This window comes from Modicisalibacter sp. (genome assembly GCF_055145905.1).
This window is the reverse complement of record NZ_JBSREH010000035.1, coordinates 22,413-44,677: the sequence shown is the minus strand read 5'-3', so window position 1 is coordinate 44,677 and position 22,265 is coordinate 22,413. Positions and strand designations below refer to the sequence as shown.

The 22,265-nt window shown below is 65.8% G+C and carries 18 protein-coding genes and 2 tRNA genes; 17 read left to right on the top strand and 3 right to left on the bottom strand.

Features of this window, described 5'->3' with window-relative positions:
• Positions 1-32: 32 nt before the first annotated feature.
• Positions 33-3,263 carry a carbamoyl-phosphate synthase large subunit gene (gene carB / locus ACTCB7_RS11330; protein WP_463006756.1) on the top strand — a complete coding sequence of 1,077 codons (3,231 nt, stop codon included), beginning with the start codon at positions 33-35 and terminating at the stop codon, positions 3,261-3,263.
• Positions 3,260-3,736, top strand: a complete 477-nt coding sequence (gene greA, locus ACTCB7_RS11325) for a transcription elongation factor GreA (RefSeq protein ID WP_463006755.1) — start codon at positions 3,260-3,262, stop codon at positions 3,734-3,736. The genes carB and greA overlap by 4 nt, the downstream gene beginning before the upstream one ends.
• A 112-nt stretch (positions 3,737-3,848) precedes the next feature.
• Here the strand turns inward: greA and yhbY are convergent, their stop codons facing one another.
• Positions 3,849-4,175, bottom strand: coding sequence for a ribosome assembly RNA-binding protein YhbY (gene yhbY, locus ACTCB7_RS11320; RefSeq protein WP_463006754.1), 327 nt, complete (start codon positions 4,173-4,175; stop codon positions 3,849-3,851).
• 241 nt (positions 4,176-4,416) lie between these two features.
• Between yhbY and rlmE the strand changes: the two genes are divergently transcribed.
• The 15 genes from rlmE to pnp all read left to right on the top strand — a co-directional run bounded on the left by rlmE (position 4,417) and on the right by pnp (position 19,691).
• Positions 4,417-5,064, top strand: a complete 648-nt coding sequence (rlmE, locus tag ACTCB7_RS11315) for a 23S rRNA (uridine(2552)-2'-O)-methyltransferase RlmE (RefSeq protein ID WP_463006753.1) — start codon at positions 4,417-4,419, stop codon at positions 5,062-5,064.
• Positions 5,065-5,157: 93 nt separating this feature from the next.
• Complete coding sequence (gene ftsH / locus ACTCB7_RS11310) at positions 5,158-7,122, top strand: ATP-dependent zinc metalloprotease FtsH (protein WP_463006752.1); 1,965 nt, start codon at positions 5,158-5,160, stop codon at positions 7,120-7,122.
• Between the two features lie 93 nt (positions 7,123-7,215).
• Complete coding sequence (gene folP / locus ACTCB7_RS11305) at positions 7,216-8,079, top strand: dihydropteroate synthase (protein WP_463006751.1); 864 nt, start codon at positions 7,216-7,218, stop codon at positions 8,077-8,079.
• Entirely contained in the window at positions 8,076-9,425 is a 1,350-nt protein-coding gene (gene glmM, locus ACTCB7_RS11300; protein ID WP_463006750.1) for a phosphoglucosamine mutase, read from the top strand. The genes folP and glmM overlap by 4 nt, the downstream gene beginning before the upstream one ends.
• 76 nt (positions 9,426-9,501) lie before the next feature.
• Complete coding sequence (gene tpiA / locus ACTCB7_RS11295; protein ID WP_463006749.1) at positions 9,502-10,251, top strand: triose-phosphate isomerase; 750 nt, start codon at positions 9,502-9,504, stop codon at positions 10,249-10,251.
• Positions 10,252-10,253: 2 nt separating this feature from the next.
• A complete protein-coding gene (secG, locus tag ACTCB7_RS11290; RefSeq protein ID WP_224416419.1) occupies positions 10,254-10,616 on the top strand; it encodes a preprotein translocase subunit SecG in 363 nt (120 codons plus the stop codon).
• 124 nt (positions 10,617-10,740) lie between these two features.
• Positions 10,741-10,827, top strand: a tRNA-Leu gene (locus ACTCB7_RS11285).
• Between the two features lie 108 nt (positions 10,828-10,935).
• Positions 10,936-11,012 (top strand) — tRNA-Met (locus ACTCB7_RS11280).
• A 142-nt stretch (positions 11,013-11,154) separates the two neighbouring features.
• Positions 11,155-11,616 carry a ribosome maturation factor RimP gene (rimP, locus tag ACTCB7_RS11275; protein ID WP_224416420.1) on the top strand — a complete coding sequence of 154 codons (462 nt, stop codon included), beginning with the start codon at positions 11,155-11,157 and terminating at the stop codon, positions 11,614-11,616.
• Between the two features lie 28 nt (positions 11,617-11,644).
• On the top strand, positions 11,645-13,138 hold the full coding sequence (nusA, locus tag ACTCB7_RS11270; RefSeq protein ID WP_463006748.1) for a transcription termination factor NusA: 1,494 nt from the start codon (positions 11,645-11,647) through the stop codon (positions 13,136-13,138).
• Positions 13,139-13,165: 27 nt separating this feature from the next.
• Positions 13,166-15,670 (top strand): translation initiation factor IF-2, encoded by a 2,505-nt coding sequence (infB, locus tag ACTCB7_RS11265; RefSeq protein ID WP_463006747.1) that lies wholly within the window; start codon positions 13,166-13,168, stop codon positions 15,668-15,670.
• Between the two features lie 21 nt (positions 15,671-15,691).
• Complete coding sequence (rbfA, locus tag ACTCB7_RS11260) at positions 15,692-16,093, top strand: 30S ribosome-binding factor RbfA (protein ID WP_463006746.1); 402 nt, start codon at positions 15,692-15,694, stop codon at positions 16,091-16,093.
• Positions 16,093-16,995 carry a tRNA pseudouridine(55) synthase TruB gene (gene truB / locus ACTCB7_RS11255; protein WP_463006745.1) on the top strand — a complete coding sequence of 301 codons (903 nt, stop codon included), beginning with the start codon at positions 16,093-16,095 and terminating at the stop codon, positions 16,993-16,995. Before rbfA ends, truB begins: the two co-directional genes overlap by 1 nt.
• A 108-nt stretch (positions 16,996-17,103) precedes the next feature.
• A complete protein-coding gene (gene rpsO / locus ACTCB7_RS11250; RefSeq protein WP_163650506.1) occupies positions 17,104-17,373 on the top strand; it encodes a 30S ribosomal protein S15 in 270 nt (89 codons plus the stop codon).
• Positions 17,374-17,567: 194 nt separating this feature from the next.
• The gene (pnp, locus tag ACTCB7_RS11245; RefSeq protein ID WP_163650507.1) at positions 17,568-19,691 is read left to right on the top strand and encodes a polyribonucleotide nucleotidyltransferase; all 2,124 of its coding nucleotides are present in this window, start codon (positions 17,568-17,570) and stop codon (positions 19,689-19,691) included.
• Between the two features lie 89 nt (positions 19,692-19,780).
• On the opposite strand, the gene hisC is transcribed toward pnp, so the two are convergent.
• Together hisC and ACTCB7_RS11235 are read right to left on the bottom strand one after the other, a co-directional pair.
• A complete protein-coding gene (hisC, locus tag ACTCB7_RS11240; protein WP_163650508.1) occupies positions 19,781-20,839 on the bottom strand; it encodes a histidinol-phosphate transaminase in 1,059 nt (352 codons plus the stop codon).
• A gap of 137 nt (positions 20,840-20,976) precedes the next feature.
• On the bottom strand, positions 20,977-22,155 hold the full coding sequence (locus ACTCB7_RS11235) for an acetyl-CoA C-acetyltransferase (RefSeq protein WP_463006744.1): 1,179 nt from the start codon (positions 22,153-22,155) through the stop codon (positions 20,977-20,979).
• Positions 22,156-22,265 lie beyond the last annotated feature (110 nt).

Sequence of the window (22,265 nt, the reverse complement as noted above, 5' to 3'; positions counted from 1 at the left end):
CCTCGTCCGTCACCTTATTTGCGGGAAGCACCATGCCAAAACGTACCGACATCCAGAGCATCCTGATTATCGGCGCCGGCCCCATCGTCATCGGCCAGGCGTGTGAATTCGACTACTCCGGCGCCCAGGCCTGCAAGGCGCTGCGCGAGGAGGGCTACCGGGTCATCCTGGTCAACTCCAACCCGGCCACCATCATGACCGACCCGGTGATGGCCGACGCCACCTACATCGAGCCGATCACCTGGCAGGCCGTCGAGAAGATCATCGAGAAGGAGCGTCCGGACGCGCTGCTGCCCACCATGGGCGGCCAGACCGCACTCAACTGCGCGCTGGACCTCGACAAGCACGGCGTGCTGGCGAAACACGGCGTGGAGATGATCGGCGCCAATGCCGACGCCATCAACAAGGCCGAAGATCGCGACCTGTTCGACAAGGCGATGCGCAACATCGGCCTCGAATGCCCGAAGGCCAAGGTCGCCCACCGCATGGACGAGGCCTGGGAGATCCAGGCCGAGCTGGGCTTCCCGGTGATCATCCGGCCCTCCTACACCATGGGCGGCTCCGGCGGCGGCGTGGCCTACAACAAGGAGGAGTTCGAGGAGATCTGCACCCGCGGCTTCGAGCTCTCCAACAACCACGAACTGCTGATCGACGAGTCGCTGCTGGGGTGGAAGGAATACGAGATGGAGGTCGTTCGCGACAGGAACGACAACTGCATCATCGTGTGTGCCATCGAGAACTTCGACCCGATGGGCATCCATACCGGCGACTCGATCACCGTGGCCCCGGCGCAGACGCTGACCGACAAGGAATACCAGATCATGCGCGACGCCTCGCTGGCGGTGCTGCGCGAGATCGGCGTCGAGACCGGCGGTTCCAACGTGCAGTTCGGGGTCGACCCGCAGACCGGGCGCATGGTGGTCATCGAGATGAACCCGCGGGTGTCGCGCTCCTCGGCGCTGGCCTCCAAGGCCACCGGCTTCCCGATCGCCAAGATCGCCGCCAAGCTGGCCGTGGGCTATACCCTGGACGAGCTGCAGAACGACATCACCGGCGGCAAGACCCCGGCGTCCTTCGAGCCGGCCATCGATTACGTGGTCACCAAGATCCCGCGCTTCACCTTCGAGAAGTTCCCGATGGCGAACGATCGGCTGACCACGCAGATGAAGTCGGTGGGCGAGGTGATGGCGATCGGCCGCACCTTCCAGGAGTCGCTGCAGAAGGCGCTGCGTGGCATGGAGACCGGCAATGACGGTCTCGATCCCAAGGTCACCGAGTTCAGCGACGAAAACCTGGCGCTGATCAAGGGCGAGCTGCAGGCCGCCGGTGCCGATCGCATCTTCTTCATCGCCGATGCCATGCGTGCCGGCATGAGCATCGACGAGGTCTTCGCGCTGACCAACATCGACCGCTGGTTCCTGGTCCAGCTCGAGGATCTGGTCCGCACCGAGCAGGATCTCGCCGAGCGCTCGCTGGCCGAGCTCGACAAGAACGCGCTGTTCCGTCTCAAGCGCAAGGGCTTCAGCGATGCACGCCTGTCGCGGCTGCTCGGCGTCTCCGAGAAGGAGTTCCGCAAGGCGCGCCAGAAGGCCGGTATTCGCCCAGTCTACAAGCGCGTGGACACCTGCGCGGCGGAGTTCGCCTCGCATACCGCCTACATGTACTCCACCTACGAGGAGGAGTGCGAGGCCGCGCCCAGCGATCGCCAGAAGATCATGGTGCTCGGCGGCGGGCCCAACCGCATCGGCCAGGGCATCGAGTTCGACTACTGCTGCGTGCATGCCGCGCTCGCCATGCGCGAGGACGGCTATGAAACCATCATGGTCAACTGCAACCCGGAGACCGTCTCCACCGACTATGACACCTCGGATCGCCTCTACTTCGAGCCGGTGACTCTCGAGGACGTGCTGGAGATCGCCGACAAGGAGCAGCCGGTCGGGGTGATCGTGCAGTTCGGCGGCCAGACGCCGCTCAAGCTGGCGCGCGAGCTCGAGGCCGCCGGGGTGCCGATCATCGGTACCGCGCCAGATGCCATCGACCGCGCCGAGGATCGTGAGCGCTTCCAGCAGATGATCGACAAGCTGCGCCTCAAGCAGCCGCCCAACGCCACGGCGCGCAGCTTCGAGGACGCCTTCGCCAAGGCCGAGAAGATCGGCTACCCGCTGGTGGTGCGGCCGAGCTACGTGCTGGGCGGCCGGGCGATGGAGATCGTCTACTCCGCCGACGAGCTGGAGAACTACATGACCCACGCGGTCAAGGTCTCCAACGACTCGCCGGTGCTGCTCGACCACTTCCTGAATGCCGCCATCGAGATCGACATCGATGCCGTCTCCGACGGCAAGCAGGTGGTGATCGGCGGCATCATGCAGCACATCGAGCAGGCCGGCGTGCACTCCGGCGACTCGGCCTGCTCGCTGCCGCCCTATTCGCTGCCCGCTGAGGTGCAGGACGAGATGCGCGAGCAGGTCAAGAAGATGGCCGTCGAGCTCAACGTGGTGGGGCTGATGAACGTCCAGCTGGCCTGGCAGGATGGCGAGATCTACGTCATCGAGGTCAACCCGCGCGCCTCGCGCACCGTGCCGTTCGTCTCCAAGTGCATCGGCACCTCGCTGGCACAGATCGCCGCCCGCTGCATGGCCGGCCAGACACTCGAGGCGCAGGGCTTCACCGCCGAGGTGATTCCCGGCTACTACAGCGTCAAGGAAGCGGTCTTCCCGTTCAACAAGTTCCCCAGTGTCGACCCGATCCTCTCGCCGGAGATGAAGTCTACCGGCGAGGTGATGGGCAGCGGCGCGACCTTCGCCGAGGCCTTCTACAAGGCGCAGCTGGGTGCCGGCGAAGCGATTCCGCCTCTCACCGGCGAGCGCCAGGCCTTCCTGTCGGTCCGCGACCCGGACAAGGCCGGCGTTATCGAGGTTGCGCAATCTCTGCTAGCATTGGGCTTTGATCTGATCGCCACCCGCGGTACCGCCCAGGCACTCGAGGCCGCCGGCCTGCCGGTGAAGGCCGTCAACAAGGTCTTCGAGGGGCGCCCGCACATCGTCGACCTGATCAAGAACGATGACGTGGCCTATATCGTCAATACGACCGAAGGTCGTCAGGCGATCAACGATTCTTCCGTAATCCGCCGCACCGCACTCGCCCACAAGGTCCCCTATGCCACGACGCTGGCGGGGGCCCGGGCCGTTTGCATGGCACTCGAGTACGGTAATCAGATTACCGTGCGGCGGCTTCAGGAACTGCATGCAGGAGCAAGCACATGAACAAGGTCCCGATGACCGTCGCCGGAGAGGCGCGCCTGCGGGAAGAACTCAATCAGCTCAAGAGCGTGGAGCGGCCGAAGGTGATCAATGCCATCGCCGAGGCGCGCGAGCACGGCGATCTCAAGGAGAACGCCGAATATCACGCCGCCCGCGAGCAGCAGGGTTTCATCGAGGGGCGCATCCAGGAGATCGAGGCCAAGCTGTCCACGGCACAGGTGATCGACGTCACCAAGATGCCCCGGACCGGCAAGGTGATCTTCGGCGTGACCGTCGAGCTGCTCAACCTGGAGACCGATGACGAGGTGCGCTACCGGATCGTCGGCGAGGACGAGGCCGACATCAAGGCCGGCAAGATCTCGGTGACCTCGCCGATCGCCCGGGCGCTGATCGGCAAGGAAGAGGGCGACGTGGTGGCAGTGCGTACCCCGGGTGGCGACGTCGAGTACGAGATCTCGAGCGTCGAGCATATCTAGCCCTTCGGGCAGCTGTAAGCCATAAGCTTTGAGCTGTAAGAAAAACACCCCCGAGGTCCTGCCTCGGGGGTGTTTCGGTTTGACTGGCTGCTTGCGGCTCGCGCGAAGCGCGTCAGTGCCGGCCGTGATGATTCTCGAAGCGGGCGATGTTGGACAATTTGGGGTTGGCTCTGGGGTTCTTGCGGTAGAGCAGGGCGACCTTGCCGATGGTCTGGACCAGCTCGGCGCGGCTGTCGGCGCAGAGCTGTTCGGCGACGGCCCGGCGGGTGTCGCGCTCGCCGACGGCGATCTTGATCTTGACCAGTTCGTGGTCGCTGAGCGCGCGCTCGAGTTCGGCCAGCACTCCATCGGTGAGACCGTTGTCGGAAACCGTCACGATGGGCGACAGATGATGGCCAATGCTGCGCAATGCTTTCTTTTGTGCCTGTGACAAGCTCATGGTATGGTGATCGTTCCGGTTGGCGTGCGTGGGGAGCGGCAAGTTCGGTCGACGACGGTCGTGAGGGACTCCGATCCGGGTCGCGACCACTGAGCGCGCCATGGTACGGCGAAAGCCGAGCGTTGCAAAGCGCTCGGGCCGGATTGCCTCCCGCCAGATTCCCGCACGACACCCGTCAGATTTCCGTTTTCTGTGACCCCCATGGCTTTGCCCGTCGGGCGAACCCCCGTTAGGTGATCGCGTGGCTCGAAACGCTTCCAGCAAGTCCGCCGCCGGCAGCAAGAGCAGTGCCGGCTGGCTCAAAGAACATTTCGACGATCCATACGTCAAACGCTCGTGGCAGGACGGCTATCGCTCGCGGGCCAGCTACAAGCTGCTCGAGCTCGACGAGAAGGACCAGCTTTTCAAGCCCGGCATGACGGTGATCGACCTGGGTGCGGCCCCGGGCGGCTGGAGCCAGGTGGCGGCCGAGCGGGTCGAACCGAACGGCCTGGTGATCGCCTCCGACATCCTCGAGATGGACGCCCTGGCCGGCGTCGAGTTCATCCAGGGTGATTTCACCGAGGATGAAGTGCTCGAGGCGATCTTGGCGCAGCTCGGTGAGCGCCCGGTGGATTTGATCATTTCCGACATGGCGCCCAACATGAGTGGCATGGCCGCCATCGATCAACCCAAGGCGATGTACCTGGTGGAGCTGGCGCTCGACCTGGCCCGGCAGACCCTGAAGCCCGGCGGGCGCCTGTTGACCAAGGTGTTTCAGGGCGAAGGGTTCGACGACTATCTGAAGGCGCTGCGCGACAGCTTCACGCGGGTGATGACCCGCAAGCCGGGCGCCTCGCGAAACCGCTCGCGGGAAGTGTACCTGCTGGCGGACGGATTCAAGGGCTGAGCTTGCAACCGTGGTTGACCACCCCCACCTCTGGTGTAGTGTCAACGGCATGGGCGCGCTTGGCAGACAGATTGATGCAATGAGGGTATTCCCTTGAACGACATGGCGAAGAACCTGATCCTGTGGTTGATCATCGCGGCGGTACTGCTGACGGTGTTCAACAATTTCAGTGTCGATACGTCACCGCAGACGATGAACTACTCGCAGTTCGTCCAGCAGGTGCAGAACGGTCAGGTCCGTTCGGTGACCATCGACGGCTACACCATTACCGGCGAGCGCGAGGACGGCTCGAACTTCCAGACGGTTCGTCCGGCGGCCCAGGACCCCAAGCTGATGGATGACCTGCTGGCGCACGACGTCAGCGTCACCGGCAAGAAGCCGGAGGAACAGAGCCTGTGGACCCGGCTGCTGATCGCCAGCTTCCCGATCCTGATCATTCTCGCCATCTTCCTGTTCTTCATGCGCCAGATGCAGGGCGGCGGTGGCGGCAAGGGCGGGCCGATGAGCTTCGGCAAGTCCAAGGCCAAGCTGCTGACCCAGGATCAGGTGAAGACCACCTTCGCCGATGTTGCCGGCTGCGACGAGGCCAAGGAGGAGGTCGAGGAACTGGTCGACTTCCTCAAGGATCCCTCGAAGTTCCAGCGCCTGGGCGGCCAGATTCCGCGTGGCGTGCTGATGGTCGGCCCGCCGGGGACCGGCAAGACGCTGCTCGCCAAGGCGATCGCCGGCGAGGCCAAGGTGCCGTTCTTCACCATCTCCGGTTCCGACTTCGTGGAGATGTTCGTCGGCGTGGGTGCCTCGCGCGTGCGTGACATGTTCGAGCAGGCCAAGAAGCAGGCGCCGTGCATCATCTTCATCGACGAGATCGACGCCGTCGGCCGCCATCGCGGCTCCGGCATGGGCGGCGGTCACGACGAGCGCGAGCAGACCCTGAACCAGCTGCTGGTCGAGATGGACGGCTTCGAGGCCAATGACGGCATCATCGTCATCGCCGCCACCAACCGTCCGGACGTGCTCGACCCGGCGCTGCTGCGCCCGGGCCGCTTCGACCGTCAGGTGACCGTGCCGCTGCCCGACATCCGCGGCCGCGAGCACATTCTCGGCGTGCACCTGCGCAAGGTGCCGCTGGGCGAGGACGTCAAGGCCAGCCTGATCGCCCGTGGTACGCCCGGCTTCTCCGGTGCCGACCTGGCCAACCTGGTCAACGAGGCGGCCCTGTTCGCCGCACGGCGCAATCGTCGCCTGGTGGGCATGGAAGAGCTGGAGATGGCCAAGGACAAGATCATGATGGGCGCCGAGCGCCGCTCGATGGTGATGACCGAGAAGGAGAAGCTCAACACCGCCTATCACGAGTCCGGCCACGCGATCATCGGGCTGCTGATGCCCGAGCACGACCCGGTCTACAAGGTCACCATCATTCCGCGCGGGCGCGCCCTGGGCGTGACCATGTTCCTGCCCGAGGAGGATCGCTACAGCTTCTCCCGGCAGCAGATCATCAGCCAGATCTGTTCGCTGTTCGGCGGGCGTATCGCCGAGGAGATGACGCTGGGCCCCAACGGTGTGACCACCGGGGCTTCCAACGACATCAAGCGCGCCACCGAGCTGGCCCATAACATGGTCGCCAAGTGGGGCCTCTCCGAGGAGATGGGGCCGATCATGTACGACGAGGACGAATCGCACCAGTTCCTCGGCGGCCCCGGCCAGGGCGGCGGCAAGCTCAAGTCCGGCGAGACCACCTCGCGCATCGACAAGGAAGTGCGCCGCATCATCGACGAGTGCTACGCCCATGCCCGGCAGCTGCTCGAGGACAACCGCGACAAGCTCGACATGATGGCCGAGGCGCTGGTCCAGTACGAGACCATCGACGCCAACCAGCTCAAGGACATCATGGCCGGTCGCAATCCGCGCCCGCCGAAGGACTGGGGTGACGACAACGGCACCGGCGGCGGTTCCGCCGTGGCCGAGCCGCGTCCCGATCCCGATGACGGCGAGGACGACGAGGAGGAATCGTCGAACCGACGCCCCTCCGACCCGTTGGGCGGGCCCGCCGGGCACTGACCCTGACCTGCCGCACAGCAAGGCGCCCCGCGGGGCGCCTTGCGCCGTTCTGGACGGCTCATTAGAGTGACCGCTTTTGCCAAGGACCTTGCCATGAAAGACGCTGCTTCCGCGGCCATGCTGGCGTGCGGCCGGCACCGGCTCGATATCAGCTATCCCCGGGTCATGGGGATCCTCAACGTGACGCCGGATTCCTTTTCCGACGGCGGGCGCTTCTCGCGTCGCGATGATGCCCTGTTCCACGCCGAGGCGATGCTGGCCGAAGGGGCGGCGATCGTCGATGTCGGTGGCGAGTCGACCCGCCCGGGTGCCGCCGTGGTGAGCGAACAGGAGGAGCTGGACCGCGTGGTGCCGATCGTCGAGGCGCTGGTGCGGGAACTGGATGCGCTGGTCTCGGTGGACACCAGTTCGCCGGCCGTGGTGCGGGCGGTCACCGACGCGGGGGCGGGGCTGATCAATGACGTGCGTGCCCTGCAGCGTCCCGGGGCGCTGGAAGCGGCCGCCGCCAGCGGCCTGCCGATCTGTCTGATGCACATGCTCGGCGAGCCGGGTGACATGCAGCAGCGGGCCGCCTACGATCAACCCATAGAGATAGCGGTCGCAAGCTTTCTCGAGGCACGTATCGCCGCCTGCGAGGCGGCGGGCATCCGCCGCGAGCGATTGGTTCTCGATCCCGGCTTCGGGTTCGCCAAGACGGTCGAGCACAACCTGCGGCTGCTCAACCGGATGGCGGAGCTGGACCGCTTCGGCCTGCCGATCCTGGCCGGGATGTCGCGCAAGAGCATGATCGGCAAGGTACTCGACCGGCCGGTGGAGGAGCGCCTGCCCGGCGGTCTGGCGCTGTCGACGCTGGCCGTCGAGCGCGGCGCGAAAATCGTGCGTGTCCACGACGTGGGGCCCACCGTGGATGCGATCAACATGACCTGGGCCGTGCTACAGGAAGGTGCGGAATCATGACACGACGCTATTTCGGGACCGACGGGATTCGCGGCACCGTGGGGGAGTATCCCATCACGGCGGACTTCATGCTCAAGCTGGGCTGGGCCGTGGGGCGGGTGCTGGGCCGCTCGAACGAACAGGCCAAGGTGCTGATCGGCAAGGATACCCGGATCTCCGGCTACATGTTCGAGTCGGCGCTGGAGGCCGGGCTCTCCGCCGCCGGCGTGGATGTCGCGCTGCTCGGGCCGATGCCCACGCCGGCCATCGCCTATCTGACCCATACCTTCCGGGCCGATGCGGGGATCGTCATCTCCGCCTCGCACAACCCGTTCCAGGACAACGGCATCAAGTTCTTTTCCGGCGAGGGCACCAAGCTGCCCGACGACGTGGAGGCCGCGATCGAGGCCGAGCTCGACAAGCCGCTGGAGACCGTCACCGCCGACCGGCTGGGCAAGGCGGTGAGGGTGCCCGACGCGCCGGGCCGCTACATCGAGTTCTGCAAGTCTACGGTGCCCAAGCGCCTGACGCTCAACGGTCTATCGATCGTGCTCGACTGTGCCCATGGCGCCACCTACCACATCGCGCCCAGTGTGTTCCGCGAGCTGGGTGCCGAAGTCAGCGTGCTGGGCGCGAGCCCGGACGGGCTCAACATCAACCAGCGGGTCGGTTCGACCCATCCGGCATCGCTGCGCGCCGCGGTCATCGAGCGCGGCGCGGATCTCGGCATCGCCTTCGACGGCGACGGCGACCGGGTGATCCTGGTCGACGCCGACGGTCGCGAGATCGACGGCGACGACATCCTCTATCTGATCGCCCGCGATCGCCACGAGCGCGGCGTGCTGGGCGGCGGCGTGGTCGGCACGCTGATGAGCAACTTCGGCCTGGCGGCGGCGCTCGAGGGCATGGGCATTCCCTTCGAGCGGGCGAAGGTGGGCGACCGCTATGTGATGGAACGCCTGGTCACCAACGGCTGGCAGTTGGGCGGCGAGTCGTCGGGACACATCGTCTGCGGCCATGTGCAGACCACCGGCGACGGCATCGTGTCCGCCCTGCAGGTACTGGCGATCATGGTCACCCGCAATACGCCGCTGGCGACACTGCTCGACGGCTTCGAGAAGGCGCCCCAGGCACTGATCAACGTGCGGCTCACCCCGGGGGCCGAGGCGCGCGAACTGCTCGACCACCCGCGTCTGGCCGACTCGGTGGCGGCTGTGGAAGACGAGCTGGGCGGCGAGGGCCGCGTGCTGCTGCGCCCTTCGGGCACCGAGCCGCTGATTCGCGTCATGGTGGAGGGTCGCCCGCGCTTCGATGTCGACGCCCTGGCACGGCGCATCGCCGCCGATGTCGAGGCGTTGATCGCCTGAGACGCGGCGCTGGTTGTGTTGCCCGGGAGGCTCCTATACCATCTTGCACCACTTCGAGAAAGGGGGTAGCTAGCTCATGCGCATGCCGCTGATCGCCGGCAACTGGAAGATGAATGGCTCCTTGACGCTGGTCGAGCAGTTCGGGCAGGCGTTTGCCGAAGCGGCTCTCGCGCCGTCCGTCGAGGTCTGTCTGATCCCGCCGTTTCCCTACCTCGGCGCGGCTCAGGCGGCGCTGGCGGGAACGCCGGTGGCACTTGGTGCACAGACGCTCAACCCCGAGCCTTCCGGCGCCCACACCGGGGAGGTCAGCGCCGCCATGCTGGCCGAGTTTGGGGTACGCTACGTGCTGGTCGGCCACTCCGAGCGGCGCTCGCTCTATCATGAGGGCGATGCCGATGTGCTGGCGCGCACGCGCGCCGCGCTGGAGGGCGGGCTGACCCCCGTGCTGTGCGTCGGCGAGACCCTCGAGCAGCGCGAGGCGGGGCGCACCGAGGCGGTGGTCCTGGGGCAGGTCGAGGCCGTCCTCGATGCCCTGGCTCCCGAGTCGCGCCGTCGCGTGGTGATCGCCTACGAGCCGGTGTGGGCGATCGGTACCGGGCGTACCGCCACCCCCGAGCAGGCCCAGGCGGTGCATGCCGCCATCCGCCGTCGGCTGGCCGCCTATGCGCCCGAGCTGGCCGAAACGTTGCGCGTGCTGTACGGCGGCAGCATGAAAGCCGACAATGCCGCCGAGCTGCTCGCGCAGCCCGATATCGACGGCGGCCTGGTGGGCGGCGCCTCGCTCAAGGTCGACGATTTTCTAGCCATCTGTCAGTCAGCAGGTTAACCATGCAAGTTGCCATTCTCATGATTCACGTGGCGATCGCCATCGCGCTGGTCGCCCTCGTCCTGTTGCAGCAGGGCAAAGGTGCCGAGGCCGGCGCCTCCTTCGGCGGCGGTGCGTCGCAGACCGTCTTCGGCTCCCGCGGCAGCGGCAGCTTCCTGGCCAAGCTGACCGGGGTGCTGGCGGGGGCGTTCTTCATCACCTCGCTGGCCCTGGCCTACCTGGCGTCCTCGCAGGCGGACAACGCGCCCGACGCCGGCATCCCGGACGCGACCGTCGTGGAGCAACAAAAATCCTCGCCGACTCTTGACGAAAGCAGCAAGAGCCAGGATAATACTGCGCCAACGCTAGAGGATTCCGGAGAGTGATCTCCACGCCTTAGACGTTGATAGCAGTGCTGTATCGGGTGGTTCATCGTCAAGTCGACCGCCCGAGCAAGAACACAAGGCAGGCAGCCTTGAAAAGCTTGAAAGCCTGTGTTCGCCCTCTGTTGCCGAAGTGGTGGAATTGGTAGACACGCTATCTTGAGGGGGTAGTGACCTTATGGTCGTGGGGGTTCAAGTCCCCCCTTCGGCACCATCTGACAGGCCTGGTCAGGCCCATTCAGAAGCACGATTGGCAAGACGTGGCGATGCGCTCGAGTCCTTGACCAAGGGTGAGCGGATTCTTATAATCGCCAACCTATGATGCGGGGTGGAGCAGTCTGGTAGCTCGTCGGGCTCATAACCCGAAGGTCGTCGGTTCAAATCCGGCCCCCGCTACCAAGTTTCTTGTGAAAGGCCCCTTCCTTTGAAGGGGCTTTTTGTTAGCAGCTCGCTCTGTTGACACTAACGCCAATCAGCCACCTAGCTTTCCTCTTAACTCCCGGTCAGGTGCCTGATGCAACTGCTGTAGGAGCCTTCATCTGTGGCAATCAAGGACGCTGCGCTGAACGCACTCATCGAGCCGGTGGTGACGTCCATGGGATTCGAGCTCTGGGGAATCGAATACCTCTCCCAGGGCAAGCATTCACGGCTGGTCATCTACATCGACGGCCCCGACGGCATCAACGTCGACGATTGCGCCGCCGTCAGCCGTCAGGTCAGCGGCGTGCTCGATGTCGAGGACCCGATTCCCGGCCAGTACCAGTTGGAGGTGTCCTCGCCCGGCATGGACCGTCCCCTTTTCACGCTGGACCAGTTCACGCGTTACCGGGGGCATGTCGTGGCCTTGCGCCTTCGTGCGCCCTACGAGGGGCGGCGCAAGTTCAAGGGGCTGCTGGCGGGCGTCGAGAACGACGAGGTGTTGCTGCAGCTCGACGGTGAAGAGTACTGCTTTCCTATCGATGGCATCGAGCAGGCGCGGGTCGTTCCGCAGTTCGATGGATGAGGACTGGTTTTCTGGCGAGGCTTAAGGCATGAGCAAAGAGATTCTGCTGGTCGTTGACGCGATCTCGAACGAAAAGGGCGTGTCCCGCGACGTGATCTTCGGTGCGGTCGAAGCGGCGCTGGCCAGTGCATCGCGCAAGCGTTTCGAGGGCCAGGAGGTCAACGTACGGGTGCAGATCGATCGTGCCACCGGTGACTACGAAACCTTCCGCCGCTGGGTGGTGGTCGAGGACGACGAGTTCGAGAATCCCGACGCCGAGATCAAGCTGTCCTACGCCGAGCGGCGCGATCCGCCGCTGGGCCTCGGCGACGTGGTCGAGGAGCGCATCGAGAACGCCGCCTTCGGTCGCATCGCGGCACAGACCGCCAAGCAGGTCATCGTGCAGAAGGTCCGCGAGGCGGAGCGGGCCGAGATCGTGCGTCATTATTCCGAGCGCGAGGGCGAGCTGATCGCCGGCATCGTCAAGAAGACGACACGCGATGGCCTGATCATCGACCTCGGTGACAACGCCGAGGGTTTCCTGCCACGCAGCGAGATGATTCCCGGCGAGCGCTACCGCATGAACGAGCGGGTGCGCGCGTTGCTGTGGAAGGTCGACGCTGAGGCGCGCGGCTCGCAGCTGATCCTGTCGCGGACCCGCCCCGAGCTGATCATCGAGCTGTTCAAGATCGAGGTGCCCGAGATCGCCGAGCAGCTCATCGAGATCAAGGGCGCGGCCCGCGATCCGGGCTCGCGGGCCAAGATCGCGGTCAAGACCAACGACAAGCGCATCGATCCGGTCGGTGCCTGTGTCGGCATGCGCGGCTCGCGGGTCCAGGCGGTCTCCAACGAGCTGCGCAACGAGCGGGTGGACATCATCCTCTGGGATGACAACCCCGCCCAGCTGGTGATCAACGCCATGGCACCGGCGGACGTGGCATCGATCCTGGTCGATGAGGACGCCCATGCCATGGACGTCGCCGTGGCCGAGGACAATCTCGCTCAGGCCATCGGCCGCAGCGGGCAGAACGTGCGTCTGGCCAGCGAGCTGACCGGCTGGACGCTCAATGTAATGACGGAGGAAGAGGCCGAGGGTAAGCGCGAGCAGGAAGTTGACACCCTGGTCGAGTACTTCATCAATCACCTCGAGGTCGACGAAGAACTGGCGAGGACCCTGGTCGAGGAAGGGTTCACGTCGCTGGAAGAGCTGGCCTATGTGCCGCTCGAGGAAATGCTCGAGATCGAGGACTTCGACGAAGACCTGGTGGAAGAGTTGCGCGCACGCGCCAAAGACGAGCTGTTGAACCTGGCAATCGCCTCCGAGGAGGAGCTGGACGGTGCTCAGCCCGCCGAGGACCTCCTTGAAATGGACGGCATGGACCGTCACCTGGCCTTCATTCTGGCCAGCCGTGGCATCGTCACCATGGAGGACCTTGCCGAACAGTCCATCGATGACCTCAAGGACATCGAGGATGTGGACGAAGAGCGCGCCGCGGCACTGATCATGACCGCCCGTGCGCCCTGGTTCGAGAGTGAAGAGTAACTAGGTCACGGGCTCAGGAGGGTCGTAATGGCAGAAATGACGGTTAAAGACTTTGCAGCCAAGGTGGGACGCGATACGTCCCGCCTGCTGGAGCAGATGAAGGAAGCGGGGCTTCCCCACAAGGCCGAAGGCGATGCGGTGTCCGAGGAGGACAAGCGGCGCCTGCTCGACCATCTCACCAAGAGTCATGGCGGTAGCGGCCAGGGGCCCAAGAATCGCATCACCCTGACGCGCAAGACCAAGAGCCGGATCCGCTCCGGCGACGGTCGCGGCAAGAGCATCGAGGTCTCGGTGCGCAAGAAGCGGACCTACGTCAAGCGCGAGGAAGAGGCCCCGGAGCAGGCGCCGGAGCCGGCCGATCACGGGCCGCGTCAGCTGGTCGGGGACATGGCCGACGCCACTCAGGCCCGCGAGAAGGCCGAGCGCGAGGCCGAGGCCCGGGCTGCGGAAGAAGCGGCCAAGGCCGCCGAGGAAGCCGCCAAGCAGGAAGCGGCGAAACCGGCCGAGACGATTCCCACCGAGCTGGAGCTGCCGGCCGAAGAACCCCCGGCCGCCGAGGCGCCGCCCAAGGAACCGCGCACCGAAAACCGTCGTGGCCAGAAGAAGAAGGCCAGCGGCAAGAAGGGGCGTGAGACCAGCCGTGACGAGGATCGCGAGGAGCGTGCCGAGCGCCGGCGTGGCGGCAAGAAGGTCAAGCGTGCCGAACGTCGCGGCACCCGGCGTGGCGGTCGCGACAGCGGTGGCGGCAAGCACGGCTTCCAGAAGCCGACACAGCCGATCGTCCGCGAGGTCTCGATCCCCGAGTCGATCAGCGTCGCCGATCTGGCCGACAAGATGGCCATCAAGGCCAACGAAGTCATCAAGGCCATGTTCACCATGGGCGCGGCGGTGACCATCAACCAGACCATCGACCAGGACACCGCGGCGATCGTCGTCGAGGAGATGGGCCACAAGCCCAAGCTGGTCAAGGACGATGCGCTGGAGACCGAAGTCCTCGAGGGCATCTCCTACGAAGGCGAGGAGATTACCCGCGCGCCGGTGGTCACGGTGATGGGTCACGTCGACCACGGCAAGACCTCGCTGCTCGACTACATTCGCCGCACCAAGGTGGCGACCGGCGAGGCCGGTGGCATCACCCAGCACATCGGTGCCTATCACGTCGAGGACGATCACGGCGGCGTGACCTTCCTCGATACCCCGGGTCACGCGGCGTTTACCGCCATGCGTGCCCGTGGCGCCCAGGCCACCGACGTGGTCATCCTGGTGGTGGCCGCCGATGACGGCGTGATGCCGCAGACCATCGAGGCGGTCGAACACGCCAAGGCCGCCGGTGTACCGCTGGTGGTCGCGGTCAACAAGATCGACAAGGCGGGCGCCGATCCGGATCGCGTCAAGAACGAGCTGTCGCAGCACGGCGTGATCTCCGAGGAGTGGGGCGGCGACACCCAGTTCGTCCACGTCTCGGCGAAGACCGGTGAAGGCATCGACTCCCTGCTGGAGGCCGTGCTGCTGGTCTCCGAGGTGCTCGAACTCAAGGCCGTCCCCGAAGCGCCGGCCAAGGGCGTAGTGGTCGAATCGCGCCTCGACAAGGGGCGCGGTCCGGTGGCCACCGTGCTGGTCCAGAACGGCACCCTGCGAAGGGGCGATATCGTCCTGGCCGGGCTGCACTACGGCCGCGTGCGGGCGCTGACCAACGAGCTCGGCAAGCAGGTCGAGCAGGTCGGCCCGGCCATGCCGGTGGAGATCCAGGGCCTGGACGGTACGCCGGAAGCCGGCGAGGACTTCATGGTCCTGGCCGACGAGAAGAAGGCCCGCGAGGTTGCCAACTTCCGTCAGGGCAAGTACCGCGAGGTGCGTCTGGCGCGCCAGCAGAAGGCCAAGCTGGAGAACATGTTCAGCCAGATGGGCCAGGACGAGGTGGCCAAGGTCAACATCGTTCTCAAGGCCGACGTCCAGGGCTCGCTGGAAGCGATCAAGGGCGCGCTGGAGGAACTGTCCACCGACGAGGTTCAGGTCGCCGTGGTGTCCTCCGGGGTCGGCGGCATCACCGGTACCGATGCCAACCTGGCGCTGGCCAGTGACGCCATCGTGGTCGGCTTCAACGTGCGTGCCGACGCCGCCGCGCGCGAGATCATCGAGCGCGAGGGTCTCGACCTGCGCTACTACAGCGTCATCTACCAGCTGATCGACGAGGTCAAGCAGGCGATGAGCGGCATGCTGGCGCCGGAGTGGAAGGAAGAGATCGTCGGTGTCGCCGAGGTTCGCGATGTCTTCAAGGCGCCCAAGATCGGCGCGGTGGCCGGCTGCATGGTCGTCGAGGGCACCGTGCACCGCAACAAGAAGATCCGTGTCCTGCGCGACAACGTGGTCATCTACGAAGGCGATCTGGAATCCCTGCGTCGCTACAAGGATGACGTCAACGAGGTCCGCAACGGTATGGAGTGCGGTATCGGCGTCAAGAACTACAACGACGTCCAGGTGGGCGACAAGATCGAGGTCTTCGACCAGGTCAGGGTCGAGCGCACCCTGTAAGGCGTCGAGGAGAAGTCACGGATGCGCGAGTTCCAGCGTACCGACCGGGTGGCCGATCAGCTCCAGCAGGAGCTGGCGGTCCTCATCCAGCGTGAGGTCAAGGACCCGCGCCTGGGCATGGTCACCGTCAGCGGCGTGACCGTCAGCCGCGACCTGGGCTACGCCGACGTCTACATCACCCTGCTGGGCGATGACGACCCGGCGCGGATCAAGGAAAACCTGGCGGTGCTCAAGCGTGCCGGCGGTTTCCTGCGCAGCCAGATCGCCCGTCGCGTGAAGCTGCGCCACGTGCCCGAGCTGCGCTTCCACTACGACGAGAGTGTGGCTCGGGGCCACAAGCTGTCGTCGCTGATCAACGAAGCCGTGGAATCGGACCGGGTCCGGCGTGGTGACGAGGCGTCCGACGACGAGGAATCCCGCTGATGGCGCGTCGGCGTCGCGGTCTGCCGATCGATGGCGTGCTGCTGCTCGACAAGCCCCGTGGCGTGTCGAGCAATCATGCCCTGCAACGGGCGCGACGCCTGTTTCAGGCGCAGAAGGCGGGGCACACCGGCACCCTCGATCCGATGGCCACCGGGCTGTTGCCGGTGTGCTTCGGCGAGGCGACCAAGTTTTCCTCCTACCTGCTCGAGGCGGACAAGACATACCGAACTCGGGTGCAGCTGGGGGTGGTCACCGACACCGGGGACGCCGAGGGCACCGTCGTCGAACGCGGGCCCGTCGAGGGTATCGATGCGGCGCGCGTGCAGCGCGTGCTGGCCGAGTTCACCGGCGAGATCGACCAGATCCCGCCGATGCATTCGGCGCTCAAGCACGAGGGGCGCAAGCTCTACGAACTGGCCCGCGAGGGCAAGCAGGTCGAGCGTGCAGCGCGCCGTGTGAGGGTGTATGATGCGCGCCTCCTTGCCTTCGAGGGCGATGCCTTCGAACTGGAAGTCGCCTGCAGCAAGGGCACCTATATCCGCACACTGGCCGAGGACATCGGCCGGGCCCTGGGCTGTGGTGCGCACATCACCGCCCTGCGGCGGTTGCGATCCGGTCCCTTCGCGGCTGACGACATGCTGGATTTCGTCGCGCTCGACGCGCTCGAGTCCCGCGACACGGCCCTGTTGCCGATGGACGTGCTGGTGCGGCATCTGCCGCGTCTGGACGTTGCGGAGGCCACGGCCGCGCGTCTGCTCAACGGGCAGCGTGCCGCCACGGACACCGCCGGCCTGGCCGGCGATGCTCTGGCAAGGCTGTATCGTGACGAGTCCTTCCTGGGGCTGGTCACGGTCACGGCGCCGGGCGAGGTCGCCCCGCGCCGGCTGGTGGCCACCGGCTGAAGCCGGTGGCGCCTATCGTCGCCGCTCACGCGGCGTACGGGGAGACTGCAAATATGCGTGGTCTCCGACATTCATCCCCATCAGGCATATTGCTTACTGGAGACACAGATGGCATTGACCGCTGAAAAGAAGGCCGAAATCGTCAAGGAATACGGCCGTGGTGACAACGACACCGGTTCCCCCGAAGTTCAGGTGGCTCTGCTGACCGCCAACATCGACGGCCTTCAGTCCCACTTCAAGACCAACAAGCAGGATCACCACTCCCGTCGTGGCCTGATTCGCATGGTCAACCAGCGCCGCAAACTGCTCGACTACCTCAAGCGCAAGGACTTCGAGCGTTATCAGTCGCTGATCCAGCGTCTGGGGCTGCGCCGCTGAGTTCGGCCATCATCCCGCGGATGATTTCGGAACAAGCAACCCTCCGGGGTTGCTTGTTCTTTTTTGGGCGCTTGCCGGGCACGCCAGACGCCGGGCAGCGGTCGCATCGGTAGCCCTCACCGGCGCGAACGCCTAAAATGGGCGCCGAGTCAAGAAACGCCCGAACATGAAACCGACAAGTTGAAGGAAGCCCTGTGAATCCGGTCAGAAAGACATTCCAGTACGGTAACAGTACCGTCACCCTGGAAACCGGGCGCATCGCCCGCCAGGCCTCCGGTGCCGTGATGGTCACCATGGACGACACCGTGGTGCTGTGCACCGTGGTGGCGAAGAAGGACGTCAACCCCGCCCAGCCGTTCTTCCCGCTGTCCGTCCACTACCAGGAGAAGACCTACTCGGTCGGCAAGATTCCCGGCGGCTTCTTCAAGCGTGAGGGGCGTCCCACCGAGAAGGAGACCCTCACCTCGCGGCTGATCGATCGGCCGATTCGTCCGCTGTTCCCCAAGGGCTTCATGAACGAAGTCCAGGTCATCTGCACGGTGCTCTCCGCCGATCGTAACCAGGACCCGGATATCGCCGCCATGATCGGCACTTCCGCGGCGCTGGCCGTCTCCGGCGTGCCGTTCAACGGCCCGATTGGCGCCGCCCGCGTTGGCTTCACCGAGGAGCGCGGCTACTTCCTCAACCCGAGCGTCGAGGAGCTCGCCACCTCCGAGCTGAACATGGTCGTCGCCGGCACCGAGAAGGCCGTGCTGATGGTCGAGTCCGAGGCCAGCGAGCTGCTCGAGGACGAGATGCTGGGCGCCGTGCTCTACGGCCACCAGGAAATGCAGGTCGCCGTCTCCGCCATCAACGAGCTGGCCGCCGAGGCCGGCAAGCCGCGCTGGGACTGGCAGCCGGCCGCCGAGAATACCGCTCTGAAGGACGCGCTCGCGAGTGCCTTCGAGAGCAAGGTCGGCGAGGCCTACCGCATCACCGACAAGATGGCCCGTCAGGATGCGCTGTCCGCGCTGAAGGATGAAGCCGTGGCGCAGCTGGCCGGTGAAGAAGACGGTCAGTTTGCCGCCGACGAGGTCAAGGGCGCCTTCGCCGCGCTCGAGAAACGTGTCGTGCGCCAGCGCGTAATCAACGGCGAGCCGCGCATCGACGGCCGCGATCACAAGACCGTGCGTTCGCTGAACATCGAGGTCGGCAGCCTGCCCAAGACCCACGGCTCGGCGATCTTCACTCGTGGCGAAACCCAGGCCGTGGTCGTGGCCACCCTCGGCACCCTGCGCGATGCCCAGCTGATCGAGTCGCTGGAAGGCGAGCGCAAGGACCGTTTCCTGCTGCACTACAACTTCCCACCCTACAGCGTGGGCGAAGCCGGCTTCATGGGTGGACCCAAGCGTCGCGAGATCGGCCATGGTCGTCTGGCACGCCGCGGTGTCCAGGCCATGCTGCCCAGCGACGAGGAATTCCCCTACACCATTCGCGTGGTCTCCGAGATCACCGAGTCCAACGGCTCGAGCTCCATGGCCTCGGTGTGCGGCTCCTCGCTGGCGCTGATGGACGCCGGCGTGCCGCTCAAGGCACCGGTGGCTGGCATCGCCATGGGTCTGGTCAAGGACGACGACAAGTTCGCCGTGCTCACCGACATCCTGGGTGATGAGGACCACCTCGGCGACATGGACTTCAAGGTGGCCGGCTCGGCCTCCGGCGTCACCGCCCTGCAGATGGACATCAAGATCGAGGGCATCAACGAGGAGATCATGGAGCAGGCGCTGCAGCAGGCCCATGAGGCGCGGCTGCACATCCTCGGCGAGATGAACCAGGTGATCGCCCAGAGCCGCGAGGAAGTCTCCGCCAACGCGCCGTCCATGGCCACCATCAAGATCGACCCGGACAAGATCCGCGACGTCATCGGCAAGGGTGGTGCGACCATCCGTCAGATCTGCGACGACACCGGCGCCTCGATCGACATCGACGACGATGGCACCGTGCGCATCTACGCCGAGGACAAGGCGGCCGCCAAGCGCGCCATCGACACCGTGCTGGGCATCACTGCCGAAGCCGAGATCGGCAAGCTCTACAAGGGCAAGGTGGTGCGCATCGCCGACTTCGGCGCGTTCGTCAACTTCATGCCGGGCACCGACGGTCTGGTGCACATCTCGCAGATCGTGCCGGAGCGCGTCAACAGCGTCCGCGACTACCTCAACGAGGGTGACGACGTGGTGGTCAAGGTGCTCGACATCGACAACCGCAACCGCGTCAAGCTGTCGATCAAGGAAGTCACCGCCGAGGAAAAGGCCGCCTTCGAGGCCAGCCTCGCCGAGTGATCCACGCCTGATCGCCGGTATCACGAAAACGGCCCACCCGCTTGGCGGGTGGGCCGTTTTTCATGGCTATCGCCGGTGGCGGAGCGATGTTACCCGCGACACAGCGCCTCGAGCGCTTCGATCAGGCTGTCCATCTCATCGTCGGTGCCGATCGAGATGCGCAGGAAGTCGTGCAACGCCTCGCTGTTGAAGTGACGCACCAGGATGCCGCGCTCGCGCAGGCCGGTGAACAGCACTCCGGCATCGTGGCCGTCGTGGCGGGCGAGCAGGAAGTTGGTCTGCGAGGGCAGGGCCTCGAAGCCCAGATCGACGAGCCGCCGGCGGGTGCGCTCGCGGGTGGCGATGACGTTATCGCGACAGGCGTCGAAGTGCTCGCGGTCGGCCAGCGCGGCGACACCGGCGGCGATTGCCAGGCTGTCGAGCGGGTAGGAGTTGAAGGAGTTCTTGACCCGCTCCAGCCCCTCGATCAGCTCCCGCGAGCCGATCGCGTAGCCGATCCGCAGCCCGGCCAGGCTGCGCGACTTGGAGAAGGTGCCCACCACCAGCAGGTTGGGATACTCCGCCACCAGCGGCACGCTGCTTTCCCCACCGAAGTCGACGTAGGCCTCGTCGATGAGCACCACACTGTCGGTGACGCGCTCCAGCAGGCCGGCGATGGCCTCCTTCGCGTGGCCGTGGCCGGTCGGTGCATTGGGATTGGCGAAGATCACGCCGCCGTTGTCGCCGCTCAGGGCGTCCAGCGGCACCTGCCAGTGGTCATCGAGTGCCACGGTCCGGTAGGCGATATCGTAAAGGCGGCAGTAGACCGGGTAGAAGCTATAGGTGATGCCCGGCATCAGCAGCGGGCGAGGCTGACGGAAGAAGGTCTGGAAGGCCAGGGCCAGCACTTCGTCGGAGCCGTTGCCGACGAAGACCTGCTCGACCGCCACGCCATGCTCGTGGGCCAGTGCCTCGCGCAATGCCAGCGCATCGGGATCGGGGTAGAGGCGCAGGTGGTCGACCGGGTAGTCGCGCAGTACCTGCTCGACGCCCGGCGCCGGCGGGTAGGGGTTCTCGTTGGTGTTCAGCTTGATCAGTCGTTCACGGGGCTGCTCACCGGGGACGTAGGGCGTCAGCTCGCGAACGTCCGGGCTCCAGAACTTGCTCATGATGGCTCACACGATGTGGGGTAAATCCCGCCATGGTGACGTGGCGGGGCCGGAGGCGCAAGCGCGGCACGGCGACGCCGAGGAGACGACATCGCCGCGAGCGGGGCCGACAAATGCTGGCCCGGAGGAAAGATTGGTTAGCGTTCGATGGCCAGCGCCACGCCCTGGCCGCCACCGATACACAGCGTGGCCAGTCCCTTCCTGGCGTCGCGAGCGATCATCTCGTGGACCAACGTGACCAGAATCCGGCAGCCGGAGGCACCGATCGGATGGCCCAGGGCGATCGCGCCGCCGTTGACGTTGATCCTGGACGGATCCCAGCCGAGCTCCTTGTTGACCGCCAGCGCCTGGGCAGCGAAGGCCTCGTTGGCCTCGATCAGGTCCAGATCATCGATCGTCCAGCCGGCCTTCTCCAGGCAGCGGCGGGTCGCCGGGGCCGGGCCGATGCCCATGATCGCCGGATCGACGGCGGCGTTGGCGTAGGCCTTGATGCGGGCCAGCGGCTCGAGGCCCAGCTCGCGGGCCTTGCTCTCGCTGCAGAGCATGGTCACGGCGGCACCGTCGTTGATCGACGAGGCATTGCCGGCGGTGACGCTGCCGTCCTTCTTGAAGGCGGGCTTCATGGCGCCGAGCTTCTCGGCGGTGATCCCCGCGCGCGGGCCTTCGTCGGCCTTGAAGACCAGCGGATCGCCCTTGCGCTGGGGAATCTCGACGGGAACGATCTGGCTGTCGAAGCGGCCCGCCTCGATGGCGGCGCTGGCCTTCTGCTGAGAGCCGGCGGCGAATTCGTCCATCTGCTCGCGGGTAATGCCGTACTTCTCGGCGAGATTCTCGGCGGTGATGCCCATGTGGTACTGGTTGAAGGCATCCCACAGGCCGTCGTAGACCATGGTGTCGACCGCCTTCCAGTCACCCATGCGCTGGCCGGTGCGCGAGTGCGGCAGGGCGTGAGGGGCGAGGGACATGTTCTCCTGGCCCCCGGCAAGGATCAGCTCGGCGTCGCCGCAGCGAATCGCCTGGGTGGCCAGATGCAATGCCTTGAGACCGGAGCCGCAGACCTTGTTGATGGTCATTGCCGGCACGCCGTCAGGCAGGCCGCCCAGGATGGAGGCCTGACGCGCCGGGTTCTGGCCGCAGGCGGCGGTCAGGACGTGGCCAAGCAGGACCTCGTCGACCTGCTCGGGGGCGACGCCGGTGGTGGCGAGGATGTCCTGGATCACCTTGGCGCCGAGTTCGGCGGCGGGGATCCCGGCGAGCGACCCGCCGAAGGTACCGATGGCGGTGCGGCGCGCCGCGACGATGACCACGTCTTGCATGTGAGACTCCTTGAATCGAGGGCGAAATGCCCCGTCAGCATAGGAGAAGCTTGTGCGCTGCGGCAATTGCCAATCTGTCGAAGTTTGACGCTGGACAGGCCGGGAGGGGG

Excerpts from the sequence above, each read along its gene's own strand:
- carB (WP_463006756.1), top strand. The coding sequence starts at position 33 with ATGCCAAAACGTACCGACATCCAGAGCATCCTGATTATCGGCGCCGGC.
- greA (WP_463006755.1), top strand. The coding sequence starts at position 3,260 with ATGAACAAGGTCCCGATGACCGTCGCCGGAGAGGCGCGCCTGCGGGAA.
- yhbY (WP_463006754.1), bottom strand. The coding sequence starts at position 4,175 with ATGAGCTTGTCACAGGCACAAAAGAAAGCATTGCGCAGCATTGGCCAT.
- folP (WP_463006751.1), top strand. The coding sequence starts at position 7,216 with ATGAAAGACGCTGCTTCCGCGGCCATGCTGGCGTGCGGCCGGCACCGG.
- glmM (WP_463006750.1), top strand. The coding sequence starts at position 8,076 with ATGACACGACGCTATTTCGGGACCGACGGGATTCGCGGCACCGTGGGG.
- tpiA (WP_463006749.1), top strand. The coding sequence starts at position 9,502 with ATGCGCATGCCGCTGATCGCCGGCAACTGGAAGATGAATGGCTCCTTG.
- secG (WP_224416419.1), top strand. The coding sequence starts at position 10,254 with ATGCAAGTTGCCATTCTCATGATTCACGTGGCGATCGCCATCGCGCTG.
- nusA (WP_463006748.1), top strand. The coding sequence starts at position 11,645 with ATGAGCAAAGAGATTCTGCTGGTCGTTGACGCGATCTCGAACGAAAAG.
- infB (WP_463006747.1), top strand. The coding sequence starts at position 13,166 with ATGGCAGAAATGACGGTTAAAGACTTTGCAGCCAAGGTGGGACGCGAT.
- rbfA (WP_463006746.1), top strand. The coding sequence starts at position 15,692 with ATGCGCGAGTTCCAGCGTACCGACCGGGTGGCCGATCAGCTCCAGCAG.
- truB (WP_463006745.1), top strand. The coding sequence starts at position 16,093 with ATGGCGCGTCGGCGTCGCGGTCTGCCGATCGATGGCGTGCTGCTGCTC.
- rpsO (WP_163650506.1), top strand. The coding sequence starts at position 17,104 with ATGGCATTGACCGCTGAAAAGAAGGCCGAAATCGTCAAGGAATACGGC.
- hisC (WP_163650508.1), bottom strand. The coding sequence starts at position 20,839 with ATGAGCAAGTTCTGGAGCCCGGACGTTCGCGAGCTGACGCCCTACGTC.
- ACTCB7_RS11235 (WP_463006744.1), bottom strand. The coding sequence starts at position 22,155 with ATGCAAGACGTGGTCATCGTCGCGGCGCGCCGCACCGCCATCGGTACC.